The sequence below is a fragment of the Streptomyces sp. NPDC034670 genome, from assembly GCF_055574875.1.
In genome coordinates this window covers 1-15,800 of the sequence record NZ_JBVITR010000015.1, presented here as the reverse complement: position 1 = coordinate 15,800, position 15,800 = coordinate 1, and the positions used below count along the sequence as shown (strand labels likewise).

Here is a 15,800-nt window from a genome sequence, read left to right as displayed (position 1 = left end):
AGAGGGGAAACACCAGTGAAATCAAGAAAATTGAGCCGTACGCGGCGTCGCGCGACGATCCTCACGGCGGCCTCCGCTTCGGTCGTCGCGGGCGTGGCGCTGCTGCCCAACTGGAGCGCGGGCGCGTCCACCGCGGCGGAGCCCGAGGTGGACGCCAGGACCAAGGCCACGTTCCAACGGCTGGCCGACGCGGTCTTCACCGACCGCACCAACGCGCTGGTCGACAAGGGCCGCACGGGGAAGCAGCCGCTGACCAACGGCTTCTCCGGCAGGGTCGCGCTCTCCTCCGACGCCGTCCGCACCGAGGACAGGGCCCTGGACCGGCTCGGAGACCGCAGGAACCGGCTCGCGAAGCACGGGGAGAAGTACAGCGCGGCCGACACCACGGTCACCCTGAACCGCACCCGCGTCGACGGCCGCAAGGCCGTCGTCACGGTCACCGAGACCACGACGCTGACGTACAAGAAGGTCCGCGGCGACGAGCCGAAGACGACCGGGTTCCAGGCGAACCACGAACTGACCTTCCGGGCCGACCGGCGCGGCAACTGGCGCCTGACCGGCATCCGCGAGGCCGGCGACGACCAGCTCGCGGTCAACCGGCCCGAGCAGCCGACGGTCGGGGCCACGCCGACGCCCACCCCCACGCCCACCGCCTCCGCGTCCACCACCGCCGCCACCAACACCACGCCGTCGTCCCCGCGGGCGGCCATCACCCAGCCCGCGCCGGCCGCCCCGAAGAACCTCACGGGCGGCGAGTACGACTACAAGGCGATGGCCGCCTACGCGGAGAAGCACTGGCGCGACTACAACCCGGACTACCCGAGCTTCGACGGGCGGGGCGCGGGCGGCGACTGCACCAACTTCGTCAGCCAGGCCCTGAAGGCGGGCGGCTGGAAGCACGTGCCCGGCTACGTGTACGACTACACCCGGTGGTTCGGCAACGCCGAGATCCAGTCGCACTCCTTCGTCGGCGTGAACGAGTGGTCCTGGTTCGGCCTGAACTCCAAGCGCGTCACCAGCCTCGCCAACGTCTACCAGATGGACGTCGGCGACGTGCTCCAGGTGGACTTCGACCGGGACGGGTCCAAGGACCACACGATGATCGTCACGTACCGCAGCCCGCAGGGCGTGCCGTACCTGACGTACCACTCCACCAACACCTACCGCCGGTCGGTGGCGAGCATCATCGCGTCGTACCCGAACGCCGCGTACTACGCCTACCGCACCTGACCCGCACCACCGAGGCCGGCCCCGCCTTCCCCGCCCGCTTCCTCCGGGCGGGGAAGGCGGGGCCCCGCGTCCGCACCCCCGTGCTCCCGAGCCCCGCCCCCCGAGCCCCCGCCCCCCGGTACTCCCGGGCCCCCGCCCTCCCGAACCCCCTGGAGATTCCCCGCATGCTGCTCGCGGTCGCCGCCCTCGGGATCACCCTCTTCTGCCTCACCCTGTGGTGCACCGTCACCGTCGCCCGGATGCGGGACCTGCCCGGGTGGCGCAGGCTCCTGCCTCTCTCCCTCCTCCTGGCCGCCACCGGAGCGAGCCTGCTGCGCTCCGTCGACATCCCCCAGGTGGCCGACGCGGTCGCCTTCCCCCTCAACCTGGCCGCCCTCCTCCTGTCGCTCGGGGAGATCCGCGCCCGGCGCCACCGGCACGGGACCGTCCGTCCCGCCCCCCGGAAGGCTCCCGAGGGCCGCGCCCTGTGACCCGTGGAGGACCCCGTGGACCTGCTCCCGCTCCTCGATGAGGCGGTGGCCGCCCTCAAGGCCCCGCTGGGGGAGGACGACCGTGCCCAGGGCTGGACCGACGACCTCCGCAGAGAGGTGCAGGAGGAGATCTCGGTCAGACGCTCGGTGCTGCGCCGCCACGGGGTGAGGACGGCGACGTACCTGCGCCCCCGCTTCGACGAGTGGCTGGACCACGAGGACGTGCGCCCCGGACGCCTCCGGAACCTGGTGGGCGACGTCCAGCGGGCCCTCGTGGCAGCCCGGACCGTGCGCTGAGGCGCGCCCCTCCCGCAGGCGCGGGCCGGAACCCCGGCGGAGCAGCCGGCGGAACGGCCGACACCGTGACCGACGGCGCGAGGCGAACCGGCACGGACCGCGACAGACCGGCAGGGACCGACAGACCGGCGCGGACCGGAGCGGGCCGACAGAACCGGCGCGGACGGACAGGACCGGCAGGGACCGGCAGGATCGCCCGGCCCCCGGGTGCGACCCGTACGGCACCATGGGACGCATGGCCGAGAACCGGATCGCGAACACCCATCAGTCCGAGGCGTGGAACGGCTACGAGGGCCGGCACTGGGCCGACCACCAGGCGCGCTACGACGCCCTCAACGACCCCGCCAACGCCCCGCTCCTGGAGGCCGCCCGCCTCCGGCCCACGGACGCGGTCCTGGACATCGGCTGCGGCAACGGGCGCCTGACCCGCCTGGCCGCCCGCACCGCGCACCGCGCCGTCGGCGTCGACCTGTCCGCCCCCATGCTGGAACGGGCCCGCGCGAGCGCCGCCGCGGAACACCTCGACAACGTCACCCACCTCCGGGCCGACGCCCAGGTGCACCCGTTCGAGCCGGCCGCCTTCGACGTCGCCCTGAGCCGCTTCGGGGTCATGTTCTTCGCCGACCCGGTCGCCGCGTTCGCGAACATCGGACGCGCCCTGCGGCCGGGCGGCCGGCTCGCCTTCGTCTGCCCGCAGTCCTTCGACCGGATGGACCAGTCGGTGATCTTCGCGGCCGTCGCCGCGCACGTGCCCCTGCCCGACCTGACGAAGGAGGCGGAGACCGGCCCCGCCTCCTTCGCGGACCCCGCCCGCCCCACCCGCGTCCTGCGCGACGCCGGCTTCGACGAGATCACCGCCGAGCCGGTCGAGGTGCCGCAGACGTGGGGCGCGGACGCGGAGGACGCCGCCGCCTTCCTCTTCGGCTGGGGCCCGATGCGCCACTGGCTGCGCGACACCGCCCCCGAGGCCGTCGACCGGGCCCGCCGGGGCGCCGTCGACGCCTTCCGCCCGTACGAGACCCCCGAGGGCGTCCGCCTCACCGCCCACCACTGGCTGGTGACCGCCACCTGGCCGGGATCCCCGGCGTCCGCGCCGTAGAACGTCCCGCCACGGGGCCGGACACGTCCGCGTACGCGGCCTCGAGGACATACGTGACCCCGAGACAGCCGCCCGTCGGAGGCACCGGAGGGCGTGCCGGAAAATCTTCCCAAGGGCTATTGACTCATCGCACAACCTGCCTAACCTGATGAATAGGCCATAACACCGGAAGAGTCGCAAAGTCGACGATGACGTCCAGTCGGCGGAGCGACCCGGACAGGATGTGGTTCAGGCCCCCGGCAAGCCGGCGCGATACCGGAGCGACGGTGACGACTGAAGCTCCAGGACACGTGCAGCACTACCGGGGACTGTTTTCGCCCCCGCAGCCTTCGCACGGCCGGAACGCGGTGCGAAGGCTGCGCCATGCCCACGGAGCCACCGCCCGGCCCCGGCACGGGCGGCCACACCGGGGCACCGGGCTTCCCGGACCGACCACCACGTCACCACGTGTACGCCCCTTTCCGGGTGCCGCGAGCGTCCGCCCCCCGGAGTCCTCTCCGGGGGGCGGACGCTTCACGGAGCGCTCCGGTCTCACGTGTGGGTGCCCCGGGGCCGGGTGGCTGGCACAGGGCCGACACGGCGGATCACCCCACGGCGGTGCGCGGCAGGCCGGTGCGGTCGAGCAGTCCGTGCAGGCGCTCGGCGGACAGCCCGGGGTCGGCCGCCGCCCCCTCCGCGGTCTCCGGGTCGTCCAGAAGCCTCTCGACCAGGCCGGGAGGCAGGAGCAGATTGGCGGCGGCAGCCCGGCGCACGCCGGCGTCCGTGTCGGTGAGCAGGTGGACGGGCGGCCGGTCCGGCGTGGGATCGGCGGCGGCCAGTCCGCGCACCCCCGGGCCCGCGTGCTCGAGGAGGTGCCGCAGACCGGTGCGGGGCAGCCGGGACGGCGTCAGGAGGTACGGGCGCTGCCGCGCAGTGGCGACGAAGGCGTCGAGGACGGTCCCGGGCGGCGCGAGCGGGTGGTGGTAGGCGCAGGTACCGCACCTGAGGACCGGGGTCCTCGGCCAGACGCCGCACCAGCTCCCGGGGAAGCCGCGGACAGGCCGCGGCGACCCGGCGGAGCAGGGGGGCGCGCGGATCGGGGTGACGCGCGAGACGCGCGACGACGTCGGCGGGCGTGTGACGGTTGTGCGCCAGGGCCCACAGGTCCCGTCCACCGGCGAGGCACGCCTCGGCCACGGTGCGGGAGACGGCGTAGGTGGTGAGCAGGAGCCCCCGGTGGTGGCAGTCGGTTTCCGGCAGCTCGGCCTCCATGGCCGCGGGATCGAGAACGCGGCTCTGTTCGCGCGCGGCGTCGCGCACGTCCGGGTCCGGATCGGCCAGCAGGGCGTCACGCTGCCCGGGAGTGAGCCAGACCCACCAGCCGGCCGCCTGCACCCGCAGTTCGGGATTCCGGTGAGCCCACATCCCACGGTGGAAGGACCTGGGTATCTGCCCGGAGGTCGCCAGCTCATGCCTGATCTCGTCGGCCGTGACCGACTGATCCCCGTCGGGATCGTCCTGCCGGGTCAGCAGGATTTCGACGACGTCGTCGGGGAGCGCATCGACCCGCCCGAACCTCGGACGGGGGCCGGAGGCGAGATCGGCGCGGACGAAGGGATCGGGATCGTCGAGCAAACGGCTCCGCTGCGCCGGGGTGGCGTGGTGATTACGGGCGAGGAACCGGCGGACCGACCGTTCCGGATGCGCGACCACCGCGTCGACCACGTCCGCGGGAAGGGCCCGCTCCTGGCACAGGACCTGCCAGGCAGCGCGCGCGGCCGGGTGCAGCAGACGCCGCAGAACGCCGGACGGCGCAGCCGTGTTGGCGGCCACGCCACGGAACCACGGTTCTGTGAGGGAGGAGGGGGACGATATCGAAGCATCGTCGCAGCGATCACCCAACCGCGTCGACGCACTCGGCGGTCCCCGCCGAGCCAGACGTCCGAGCTTCCCGGGGACCGACTCACCTGTACTGATGCCCAAGGCCTCATCCAAGCCTCGCCCACGAACCCTGACCTACGGCCGCTCAGGTCAGCACACGCCTGCGCATACGCGAAGACCCCGCTCTCAGCGTTTCCGCTGGTGACGGGGTCTTTGGGCACCTCATACAGGGTGCCCCCGGCAGGATTCGAACCTGCGCACACGGCTCCGGAGGCCGTTGGCGTACCTCACGTATGTGCAGCTCACGCCCGTGCATCCGCTCGGGCTCGGGCTACCAGTCCACGGATGGTCCGCGGTGCAGCACACCGGGGTCACGGGGACCCACGGCCGGAGCTGACGTCGGCAGGGCATTGCCGAAGTAGCGACGTGAGTTTGGCCGGGATCGGGCAGTTTAAGTGAAGGGCAGCGGCCGCCGCCCCGGTAGGTCCGACCAGAATCCGGGTGGCCTTGCCGCGCGCACATCGATCCACATGAACCGTACCCACGCACTGAGGGCAGCCCACAGGCTTATAGCCCCGGACCTGATGATACGTCAAGTAGCTTAAAAAAATCGGCATTTAACTTGCATGGCATCTTCATGAGGGCTGAGACTGCTGCGCAGTGACGCGAGACACGCGTGACTGCGCCCTCCTGCGAAGCGCCGACTTCTGTGGAGTGCAGCGAGGCCCACCCCCACCGCTCGTACGCGAGTGTCGAGGCCGGACTAGCGCAGTCTGGATGCGTTTCGTGCCGCTCCCACCGATGCGGGCCGGATCCGCGGGCGTGGGTGCGAGGGCTGGTGTTCGGCGTGCCTGGCTCCCGCGTGTAGTGACACCGTGGGAGAACGACTCTCGCGGTGCAGGGAGCCCGCAAGGAGGCCCTCTCATGGCATCCAACCCCTCAACCAGCGGCGAGCCGACCGTCAACGGCGAACGGACCGAGCTGTCCAAGCCTCTCCGTCGCGTTCCTCCCATTCCCGACCCCGCCCTGCACAAGGACCTTCGCGCCGCCCTGAAGAAGCGGGGGATGGCGGATCGCGTGGCCGGCGCAATCTCGACGATCTGGACCGATCCGGCTGCGGTGCTACCCCAGGTGGATAACCCCCAGCGCCGTCGGATCCCGGGCGCGTACCTGCTCGTGATTTCGGGCTCGGTTTACACGTCGCGGCTCGTGCCCGATCCGCTCAACCCGCGCAACCTGGACCATGTTCAGTTCGCGCTTGCCCAGGCCAAGGGCGCGCCGCCGGCCACCCTGGTGCCGGCCGTACAGGAGGGTGAGGGCGAGCTGGCTATCCGCGTCGAGAGCCGCGACGCGCTTATCGAACAGGTTGACTGGGCGATCGAGACGACCCGCAACCGCAACAGTCCGCAGCCGGACATTGCTGAACAGGGCATCATGGACCCGCCGATCGGCGTGGCTACGACCGTGTTCTACGACGACACGGACGAGACACCGACCACGCACATCTTCGTCCGTGAGGGCTCCAGTCGGACCAGCCACGGCCTGTACAACGTGGGCGCAACTGCTGACGAGGTTCTCTTCTCCCTTCCTCGTAACGCCAGTTCAATGCAGGCCCACATCGACAAGATCAACAGCTACGTCAGCAAGCCTGCCGAGGACATCTCCGCGACGGAGAAGGGCGCGATCCGCTGCGCCGTCACGGACTTCGAGCTCATCATCGGCGTGGTGCCGGACGTAGCCGGAGCGGTGGACCTGTCGCAGGCCATTAAGGCCCGTGTGGCCCAGGACCACCTCAACACCAAGGAGCCCTGGACCGACGCAGCCAAACACACCGCCCTCGCCGAAGAGTGCCTGCTCTCTGCCCGCGCTGCAGGGGTCATTTCCAGTGATGCGGAGGCAGACTGGCTGGGAGGTCGCCTCACCCCCAAGGAGGCTGAGGCACGCAAGATCGTTGCGTTCGGAGACGACCGCGCGGCCCGTGCGGTTCACCTGTTCACCACCGATGACAAGCAGATCCACAACGCCGTCCGTCAGCCGATCGCCCTGGTCCTCACCAACGAACCGACTGGCCGCAAGCGCACCCGAGTCACCACCAAGACCAAGCTGCCCCTGGCCGTTGAGCTCATCGTCAGGGAAAAGAGAGGTGCTTCGTCTGACGGCGAGCTTGACCGCTTCCGCAAGGTGCTTACGGAAGCCCTTCCCGCCGACCTGCAGAAGACGCCGTGGCGCCCGACCAAGCGCTCCCCCGAACAGCTCTATCAGGCAGCTCTCAAGGAGATCGAGGAAGCCAAGGACGAACGGCCTGCCGGTATCGAGCTGTGGGTACGCGCCGCCTACGTCCTCGCTAAGCACAACGCCATCAGCGGGCCGCGCCATGACGTGGGGGCCGGCGGTGACCGCCGTCGAGCCGGGGCTGTCATGGAGGCCCTGGCCGACACTGAGCCGGGACTTCGCCACCTGCGCCAGGTGATCGAAGACGATCGGGCCGGGCTCCCGCCCCGCCAGGTCGATGACCAGGGCCAACCGCGCAAGGACGGCGAGGGCAACGACCTCCCCATCGACAACGACTTCCTGCGCACCAAACTCGCGCCGAAGGGCGGACAGACTCCGCCGCCCCTGAGCCCTGACAAGGCCGTGCACGAGCACTACAAGCGCGGCGTGCTTGCCACCAAGGACGCCCTCCGCAGCCTGGAGGCGGAGATGCGCAACCTTGCCGGGCTGGTAGACGACGACGGCGTGCCGCTGATTGAGCGAGAAGGAAAGTCCCACGCCCGGCTCCTCATGGACAAGCTGCAGAACCTTGCTGCCGAAGCCCAGGACTGGTGGGAGAAGGCGGTGGAGGCGCAAAGCACCTCATCGTCGTCCCTCGTGGCCGAGGGGGAGGACAACGAGGACGAGGCCGCCTGATGAAGAAGGGCACCTACACGGCGCTTGCGGACCTGTGCGAGCCTTACCTGCTGTCCCCCATGCCGGAGAGGCTGATGCCCGATCCTGAGGCCATGCCGCCCGCCTCGTGCGCGGTGTACGTAGCGGTCGACGACCGCGGCGCCGTCTGTTACGTCGGCTCCGTGTGCAGGCCCAGCGACGAGCAAGGACTCGGCAGCCACGTTGCTGAATACCTGGCGGACCTTCCCAAGACGGAGAAGTGGGCTGGGGTGTACGTCCTTCCTCTCAGGTCTGACACGCCTGAGCCCGAAGTAAGACGCATCGGTGGGGACATCGCCGGATGGCTTCTGCCGTACGACCGCGAACGCTGGCCGCAAGCGGGTTAGCGAACAAAATGCCGGGTGGCCGCAGCAGAATTACAGGCCACCCGGCGCCCGATGTAGCGCTCGTTTCATCTAGCACAAAGAAGGCAAGCAGAGAATTATCTCAGAGGTGACACCGCTAGTCTTCACCACTTTAGTCTGCGGGAGTGAAGTAGTTACAGGAATTACAAGGGGAGAGGTATTGCAGCTCATCGTTGTCAATAATGCTGCTGCCTCCACTGTAAGGGTCTCGGCTCAACAGGGCAGGCAGCTCGGGATCTCCGGTTCAAATGGGCAGTTGCCACCGATTCCTCGCCGCTCTTTCCTCACCCGAATTCTTAAATAGTGAGCTGGAATCCTCGAGACCGTTCCGCTCACGGAAAAATCGTTGGGATCCTTCCAACGCCTTGCGTTCATCATAACCAGCTGCCGTGACCCACCAGGATGCCCAGTCGCATGATGTCGAGAAGAACGGCGGCGTCACAAAGGTGACGTACGAGCTGCTCAGGCTGACGCCCTGGTCTCCTGATGGAGCATCGGCTGTGGTTGCCGAGTACCGGACGCAATCGCAAGAAACGCAAGGCTGCTGGGCAGTCAAACTCGGGCTGATCCCAGACGTCTATCCAGGGTCGATAAAGCACCCCATTTATACGCGTTCCTATTGAGCCTTGTCAGAAGGGTATTCGCCATGCTGGCATCCCAGCCGCCGCTGTTTCCTACTGTGCCTGACACGTCACCCGACCCCCAGCTGGAAGTCGTCAAGGCTGCCATCCTGGCTTCTGATCCAGACGGTGCAAAGTTCGGCGCCGCTTTGCGCCGCACCTTTGACATGCTCCTTGACGGCCAGCACACCGGCCGCTTTCGCTGGGAGCAGCTGCACAAGACTGAAAAGACCCATGCTGGCACCCTTGTCGAGATCAACCTCCAGCGATCTTTCGATTTCGCGGACGGTGACAAGATGGACTACGCTATCGAGGGCATCGATGTTGACTGCAAATACTCTCAGGAAATCGGAAGATGGATGATTCCTCCGGAGGCCATGGGACATCTCTGCCTGGGAGTCTGGGCGAACGACCAGGCTGGAATCTGGTCGGCGGGGCTCTTCAGGGTCACTGAGGAAGTGCTGACTAAGAGGGAAGGCAACCGTGACGGCAAGCGGTCCCTGACTGCGGCTGCCCGCGAGACTGCAGTCCACTGGCTTTTCAGGAATAAGCGGCTCCCGGACAATGTCCTGCTGCGTCTCTCGCATGAGGATATTGACGCGATATTCTCCTCTGACTATGGGACCCAGCGGGTGCACGAGTTGTTCCGTCGGACCCAGGGCCGTGTGGTTTCCCGTAACGTGGTAGCGACTGTGGCGCAGCAGGATGACCCTATGAAGCGAGTGCGTTACAACGGCGGCTCCCGCTCGGCCCTTCAGCCGGAAGGCATAGTAATTCTCGGTCAGTACGGAAATCACCAGGCCGTGGCTAAGGACCTGGGACTGCCGGTGCCCGACGCAGGTGAGTTCGTCAGCGTACGTTTGACGCCGTGGACACCAACGCATGCGGATGTGCCGTGGGTGGAGCTGGAGGGCGGCAAGTGGGTGGTGGCACGGGATGGTGACCCGGAGGTGGAGGCCCCCATGCTGCCGGAGCGGTGACGGCCCGAATGCCTGAAATGCGGCCGGCCGGAGGCTGGCGCTGAAAGACCTACTTTAGGCTCCCTCGTTCGTGGCCCTAGTAGTGCCAGTCGTTGAGTGAGTGTTGCGGAGCACCTGGTCGTTGACGGCTGCAACTTAGGCGGCTGTAGCTCCGGCGGTCTTAGAGCCGGCACCGATCAGCGCTCCGGAGGCCCCTTGAGTCCCAGTCCTATCCGCAGGTCACGCTCTTCCGTGCGGCCGTGTGGTGTCCTCTGGTCCACAGATAGCCCACGACGCCTTGCTACCGGCCGCCGTGCGAGTAAGTGGAGGCTAGTTCTAAGCGAGACGGTACGTCCACCGCGCGTACCTGTCTCGTGGTTCAGCGACTCCGCTCCAGGCAGAAGCATGCGGTTCGTCCGCGCAATGAGCCAAACGCTGCTTCGCTTAACGATCTATGACATATGCGAACTATTGGGGCAATGACGGCAGCCGCGTCCATGAAAGATCGACACAAAGCCTGCAGAACCTAATAAGATGTCAGGTCAGTAGTCGACGAAAGGTAGTACAGAGTGGGCCACGCGGACGAAAATTCGAATCTGACTTCGAATTCTGACGAAGAAGCCGAGCAAACGGTAATTCTCGATCCTGAGCAGGATGAGGACGAGGATGACGTTGAGGTTGAGGTTGGCCCCCCCTCGGCGGAGGAGTCACTCCGCTACTTTGGAGTGGATTTCGACGTTGACGGTCTGGTGCGCAGGTTCAAGCAAAAGGAAATTATCGTCCCGCGGTTCGATCCTGAAGAGCCCGAGAATTCAGGTACTGGGTACGCTGGATTCCAGAGGAACTTCGTTTGGAAAAAGCGACAGATGGATCGATTCGTCGAATCCATTCTCTTGGGGTATCCAGTTCCGGGAATTTTCCTCGTTGAACTGCCGAATCGGCGATACATCGTACTTGATGGGCAGCAGCGACTCACCACACTGCGGGACTTCTTCAATGGTTCGTACAAGGCGAAGAACGGTGAACGTCCCTTCGCTCTCGATTACGCTGCTCCACCATTCCAAGGGCAAACCTACGCCACCCTCCAGCCCGCGGATCGCCGTCTTCTGAACAACGCTTTGATTCAGGCCACGGTTGCCCTTCCTATTGGCGAAAGCGGGAAGCTTGCCGTATATACATTGTTCGAGAGGATCAACAGCGGCGGAACTAAGCTAAACGAACAGCAGATTCGGGTCGCCATCTTCCCGGGAGGCGCCACTCAACTTGTGCGTCGCCTAAATAGGGATCCGAATTGGCGTCAGCTGTTCGGGAATGTACACAGGGACCTTAAGGATCAGGAGCTGATTCTCCGCTATCTCGCGCTCAAGCGAGTGGCCGCTGGAGAAGCTGACCGCAAGGGTGAACCTGTCCAGTACAGAGCTCCAATGGCCACTTTCATGAGCCAGTACCTCAGCGATAACGAGGACATGAGCGAAGAAAGGGCCGAGGAGGAGGAGCGCGATTTTGCTGCTGCCTGCCGACTCCTTGTGGAGGCTGAGGGGGCGAGCGCGTTGAAACGTAATCGAGCCATCAACGCGGCGCGAGCTGATTCGGTTCTAGTCGGTCTGTCTCTCGCTGTCCGTGAGAATCCGGGTATCAATGCATCCAAAGTTCGCTCTGCCATGGCAGAGCTAGAGGCGAATGACGATTATGTGGAGAAGACACAAAAGAGCACCTCGCACAAACTGAGCGTGACGGGGCGGCTGAGCGCGGCAGTTTCTGCATTCACGGGACGCTAATGATAACGACCAGAGCTGCCGCCCGTGTCGAGATCCATCGTATGAAGTCTGCGCTGGACGCTACGTATGACCGGTACAGAAGATCTCTTTTAGAGGTGCCGCTTGACCTGCAACAGGACTTGCATCTCTATATGTGCATCCGCCTGTCAGGCTACCTTGAGCAGCTGATGTATCAAGCGATCTGCGGGTATGTCTCGGACGCTTCTGGCGGGGCTGCTAGAGAGTTTGCTCTGTCATGGTTCAGGAACGCGCCAAACCTCGGCCCTACTGCACTCGAAAACCTCATTGAAAGATTCGGTGAGGACTGGCGCAACGATCTGAGAGACTTCCTGAACAAGGAGAATAATCGCGGTTCACTGGGAACCTTGATCAAGATCAGGAATGATACCGCGCACGGCAAGAGTTACGGTGGCGCTCTGGCCAACGTTGCCTCGTATAAGAAATTGGTTGATGACATACATGAGTGGGTGCATCAACGAATGATCGACGATTAAGCAGACGTCGGCCCAATGGAGTCCCGCAACCTGCGCCAGCACGTCATGCCGGAGCCGAAACCGAACTCTTGAGGCAGATGCTCCCACTGGACTCCGGTGCGCAGCACATACAGGACCCCGCAGAGCACCTCCCGGTGTCCCGGCCACGGCTTGCGGCCGGGACACCGGGAGCGCCGCTCGCGCTGCCGCGGCAACGGCTCCAAGCGGTCCCACTGCTTATCCGACACGATCTACGGCGATACCCCCACACAGGGGCGGACGCTCAACTCTTACCCCGGACGTGGCCGTCACCGCCTGCCCACCTCATTGTGTTGGCTGCTCTAAGACAGTCATCCCCCGTCCGTGGCAGGGCGGGTGGCCTTCGCGCTCTGCTGATCGGAGATGCGCGCCACTGTGCCCCGGTGACTCTGGATGAGGTGCCGCAGTTCCTTCGGAGTCGGCCAGGGCGCACAGCGGTGGATCATGCGGTGGCAGTTTGCGCAGATGAGTGCAAGGTCGCTGAGCTTGGTCCGGCCCTCGCCAGCCTCGTGCAGGGGTACGACGTGGTGGCACTCGATGTAGCCGCTGCCGCGGGCGCCGTAGACCTCCTCGAAGTCGAAGCCGCACGCCTCGCAGGCCAGCGTTCCGCCTTGCCTGAGGACCGCGGCGATCTTCTTCTTCCGCAGGCCCTTGTTCCGCTCCCGGCGCCTGTGCCGGCTCATCAGCAACCGGCCTTCGGGCGCGCTGTAATCGTCCAGGTCCTCGTCATCGTCCAGCGGCAGTGCCTGGAGGTCCCCCGCGGTGACGCCCTGCCGGATGAGCTGGGCCGCCTCGGTCATCTCGGCCGGCCGGGCCAGGAACTCGTGCAGCACCTCAACATCGAGGGCACCGCCGTTGGTGGGCTTGCCCCGGTAGTCCGGGTGGCGCGTGGCGATGTCGAACGTCTTGCGGGCCACCCCGTTAGGGTTGCGGAACTTCTCGTTGCGGTCGGCCTCGGCGTGGATCGGCATGAGCTGCAGGAGGCCGGACAGCTCGATGACGCGCGGGTCGTTGGCGTCCAGCCCCTTCCACCCGTTGGCCATCACGAGGTGGCAGGCCAGGATGATCTCATCGCGGGCCCAGTCGGGGTTCTTCACCGACTTGACCTCGAACCCGGCCCGCTTGAGCCAGGCCGCGGCGTGGTCCTTCCCGCCGCTGAACTCCTCCGGCAGCAGCGCCCGGCCGTGGTCCCACCTGTGCGCCACCCCGGCAATGGGCTTCGAGTCGTACTCCCGTCCCTCGTGCAGGAGGAGGTACGAGCGGGCCTCGCTGAAGCGGTACTTGGCCAGGAACCGCGCTCGGCCTAGCTCGTCGTACTCAGCGACGGCCTTGAGGATGGCATCACGTGTGATCGCACCTTTGCGCATCCCGCAAGCCTACGTGCGCGACTGATAGCGCAGCTCCCAAGTCTGTTGACTCCCCGGTACGTTGGCGGGCTGGTGTCGGTGGCCGTTCATCACGGTTCCCATCGGTGGCCAACCGTGGCGTGAGGCAGATCGTCGCGAGCTGCGTATCGCGGGACTCCGTCACAGTGGCGACGCTGATCGCCTTCGGCTTCGTGGCTGATGAGAGCGTCAACTCGCAGCAGAATTCGTACACCTGATCGGTTGCCTGGCTGTGGCGTGACGTGTTGTCAGTGGCGCCACCTAACATCACCAAGTGGCGGCCTCTCGCATGCGGACGCGGCCCACGGACGCATGCTTTACAGCGGAGGGTGACCGCGAGAAAATGATCAGGGGTGGCAGGTTTCACTGAGCAGGGGGAGTCATGACGCGCGTTTCCGAGTACTACTCGTTGGGGCGAACTCAGGGCACGCTGGATTTCGTGGACGTGGACACTGTCAACGATATCCGGGTGTACGTGGATCCCGGCTCAATTCGGTACCTTGAAGATGACTGGGGCAAGCAGTGCCTGAGAATGCTTGAGACTTTCTTCGACAGTGTCCTCGATTCCGTCCGCTCCAACGACAAACGCCGCACGGTGTCCCTGCTTAGTCAACTGCGTGAGCCGAATGAGACCCACCTGGGAATTTCGCGCGGCCGAAGCGCCGGCAGGGGATTCGGTAGTAAAATGGGTGCTGAGCTCGCGGATAAGCTGGCGAAAAGTGAGGCTGCGCGAACTGGTCTGATTCAGGACCTCGAAGATACTGCATTCTTCATCGGGGGTGTTGACATGGATATCATCTCCGATGTCACCACAAACATCATTCGTGGTCCTCTGATTACGTATACTCAGCAGATGGCGGAACTCTTCGGTATTCCGCTGACGGACGGCGTCGTAAGCGGTCCTGTTTGGAACCCTGTCAGCTTGGAGTGGGAAAACGGGTTCACTGAGCTACCGACACCTGACGGTAATAAGCTGTTGCTGGTGCCCAAGGTGATTGTGCGTCGGTCCATGCACATGTCCCGTAGCGAGTATTATCGAAATCACTTGGTTCCCGTACTTCAGGAAGAAGAGGAAAAGGCAGCCAGTAGAGGTCTTGCAGAGACGGTCCGCTCGCGCGGTAAGTTCCGGGTAACCAAGAAGGAGATTAAGAAGAAGTACGGCAGCACTAAACCTGACGTCACCCGTGAAACACTTAAGCGGCCGTCCGTTTACGAGAATTACAGGAATATCAAGAGGCAAGTTGCACCTCAGCCACTCTCTCATAGGGAACTGGCGGACACCGCGGATTCGCCGCTGCCTGACTACGAGCAACTCCTGCAGGACGTTCTGGATGTTCCGCCCGGTAAGGCTGACGCAACCCGATACCACGATGCCGTCGAATCGCTCCTGAGTGCGATCTTTTACCCTTCTTTGTCTATGTCGGAGAAGGAGTTTGAGATTCATGACGGACGTAAGCGAGTCGACATTGTTTATACGAACACGGCCAGGGACGGCTTCTTCAGGTTTCTTGTACGTCAGAGGATTCAGAGTCGCTATGTATATGTCGAGTGCAAAAACTACGGGAAGGAAGTAGCGAATCCAGAACTCGATCAACTCTCTTCGCGCTTCTCGGCGTTCCGTGGAGAATTTGGCATTCTCGCGTGCCGCTCGTTTCAGGACAAGGATCTCTTTCTTCGCCGCTGTCGGGACACGGCTCGGGACGGGCGAGGATTCATCGTTGCTCTCGATGATGAAGACCTGAAAAGGATTGTTGCAGACGTCTTGGCTGCTTTGAAGCCTGCCCCAATCGATCCGGACGATCCGGACCCTGCCCCGATCCGCCCCGTGCACGACTACCCGCTGCTGCATGAGCGGCTCAGGGAACTGCACACTTAGACACCCGCAGATGATCAACGGCGGACACAATCAGCGGACGCCTTAGCGATTGTCGGTCTGGCGTGCTGCCTCACACAGAAGGTCGGCGGAGCGGCTTTGGGCTGGAGCTGCTTTGGGGCGAGTGATCATGGCCCCGTAAGCTTCCGGCGGGTCGGGCAGTCTGTGGACCTGCCCGTTAAAGCACGACGTTGGGGCCATGATCTTCGAGGCTCGCGCCAAAGTGGCTGCCTAAAGCCGTGGAGCCGACCGCCCCAGCCACAGAGGGTTTTTCCTACCTTCGCCCGCATGCACGCAGCGCGCCGCCGGGGGGGGGGGGGGGGGGGGGGGGAAGGGGGGGGGGGAGGGGGGGAAGGGGGGGGGGGGGGCGGGTGGTGGGGGGGGGGGGGGACGTATAAGAGAGGCGCGGCCGACCCTCCTCTCGGTT

13 protein-coding genes and 1 pseudogene are annotated in these 15,800 nt (G+C 65.4%); 11 read left to right on the top strand and 3 right to left on the bottom strand.

Annotated features, from left to right (window positions below):
* Positions 1 to 15 precede the first annotated feature (15 nt).
* The 4 genes from ACZ56B_RS13325 to ACZ56B_RS13310 all read left to right on the top strand — a co-directional run bounded on the left by ACZ56B_RS13325 (position 16) and on the right by ACZ56B_RS13310 (position 3,096).
* A complete protein-coding gene (locus ACZ56B_RS13325) occupies positions 16 to 1,230 on the top strand; it encodes an amidase domain-containing protein (protein WP_468789367.1) in 1,215 nt (404 codons plus the stop codon).
* Between the two features lie 164 nt (positions 1,231 to 1,394).
* A complete protein-coding gene (locus tag ACZ56B_RS13320) occupies positions 1,395 to 1,700 on the top strand; it encodes a hypothetical protein (RefSeq protein WP_468789365.1) in 306 nt (101 codons plus the stop codon).
* Between the two features lie 15 nt (positions 1,701 to 1,715).
* Positions 1,716 to 1,997, top strand: coding sequence for a hypothetical protein (locus ACZ56B_RS13315; RefSeq protein ID WP_468789363.1), 282 nt, complete (start codon positions 1,716 to 1,718; stop codon positions 1,995 to 1,997).
* A 235-nt stretch (positions 1,998 to 2,232) separates the two neighbouring features.
* Positions 2,233 to 3,096 (top strand): class I SAM-dependent methyltransferase, encoded by an 864-nt coding sequence (locus ACZ56B_RS13310; RefSeq protein WP_468789361.1) that lies wholly within the window; start codon positions 2,233 to 2,235, stop codon positions 3,094 to 3,096.
* Positions 3,097 to 3,680: 584 nt separating this feature from the next.
* Here ACZ56B_RS13310 and ACZ56B_RS13305 read toward each other — a convergent pair.
* Positions 3,681 to 4,250, bottom strand: coding sequence for a hypothetical protein (locus ACZ56B_RS13305; RefSeq protein ID WP_468789359.1), 570 nt, complete (start codon positions 4,248 to 4,250; stop codon positions 3,681 to 3,683).
* A 1,630-nt stretch (positions 4,251 to 5,880) separates the two neighbouring features.
* Here ACZ56B_RS13305 and ACZ56B_RS13300 point away from each other — a divergent pair.
* From ACZ56B_RS13300 to ACZ56B_RS13275, 6 genes are all read left to right on the top strand, one after another.
* Positions 5,881 to 7,863: a hypothetical protein gene (locus ACZ56B_RS13300; RefSeq protein WP_468789357.1), complete on the top strand. Its 1,983-nt coding sequence runs from the start codon at positions 5,881 to 5,883 to the stop codon at positions 7,861 to 7,863.
* The gene (locus tag ACZ56B_RS13295; RefSeq protein WP_468789355.1) at positions 7,863 to 8,228 is read left to right on the top strand and encodes a hypothetical protein; all 366 of its coding nucleotides are present in this window, start codon (positions 7,863 to 7,865) and stop codon (positions 8,226 to 8,228) included. Before ACZ56B_RS13300 ends, ACZ56B_RS13295 begins: the two co-directional genes overlap by 1 nt.
* Before the next feature lie 407 nt (positions 8,229 to 8,635).
* On the top strand, positions 8,636 to 8,869 hold the full coding sequence (locus ACZ56B_RS13290; protein ID WP_468789353.1) for a hypothetical protein: 234 nt from the start codon (positions 8,636 to 8,638) through the stop codon (positions 8,867 to 8,869).
* Between the two features lie 23 nt (positions 8,870 to 8,892).
* Entirely contained in the window at positions 8,893 to 9,846 is a 954-nt protein-coding gene (locus ACZ56B_RS13285) for a NaeI family type II restriction endonuclease (protein WP_468789351.1), read from the top strand.
* Between the two features lie 548 nt (positions 9,847 to 10,394).
* Positions 10,395 to 11,603, top strand: coding sequence for a DUF262 domain-containing protein (locus tag ACZ56B_RS13280; protein WP_468789349.1), 1,209 nt, complete (start codon positions 10,395 to 10,397; stop codon positions 11,601 to 11,603).
* Positions 11,604 to 11,644: 41 nt separating this feature from the next.
* Positions 11,645 to 12,097: a HEPN domain-containing protein gene (locus tag ACZ56B_RS13275; protein ID WP_468789347.1), complete on the top strand. Its 453-nt coding sequence runs from the start codon at positions 11,645 to 11,647 to the stop codon at positions 12,095 to 12,097.
* Positions 12,098 to 12,117: 20 nt separating this feature from the next.
* Here ACZ56B_RS13275 and ACZ56B_RS13270 read toward each other — a convergent pair.
* Positions 12,118 to 12,327 (bottom strand): annotated as a pseudogene (locus tag ACZ56B_RS13270) (transposase); the annotation flags it as partial.
* A 99-nt stretch (positions 12,328 to 12,426) separates the two neighbouring features.
* The gene (locus ACZ56B_RS13265) at positions 12,427 to 13,482 is read right to left on the bottom strand and encodes an HNH endonuclease (RefSeq protein ID WP_468789345.1); all 1,056 of its coding nucleotides are present in this window, start codon (positions 13,480 to 13,482) and stop codon (positions 12,427 to 12,429) included.
* Between the two features lie 457 nt (positions 13,483 to 13,939).
* On the opposite strand from ACZ56B_RS13265, the gene ACZ56B_RS13260 reads away from it, so the two are divergent.
* Positions 13,940 to 15,376, top strand: a complete 1,437-nt coding sequence (locus tag ACZ56B_RS13260) for a hypothetical protein (RefSeq protein WP_468789343.1) — start codon at positions 13,940 to 13,942, stop codon at positions 15,374 to 15,376.
* Positions 15,377 to 15,800: the final 424 nt, after the last annotated feature.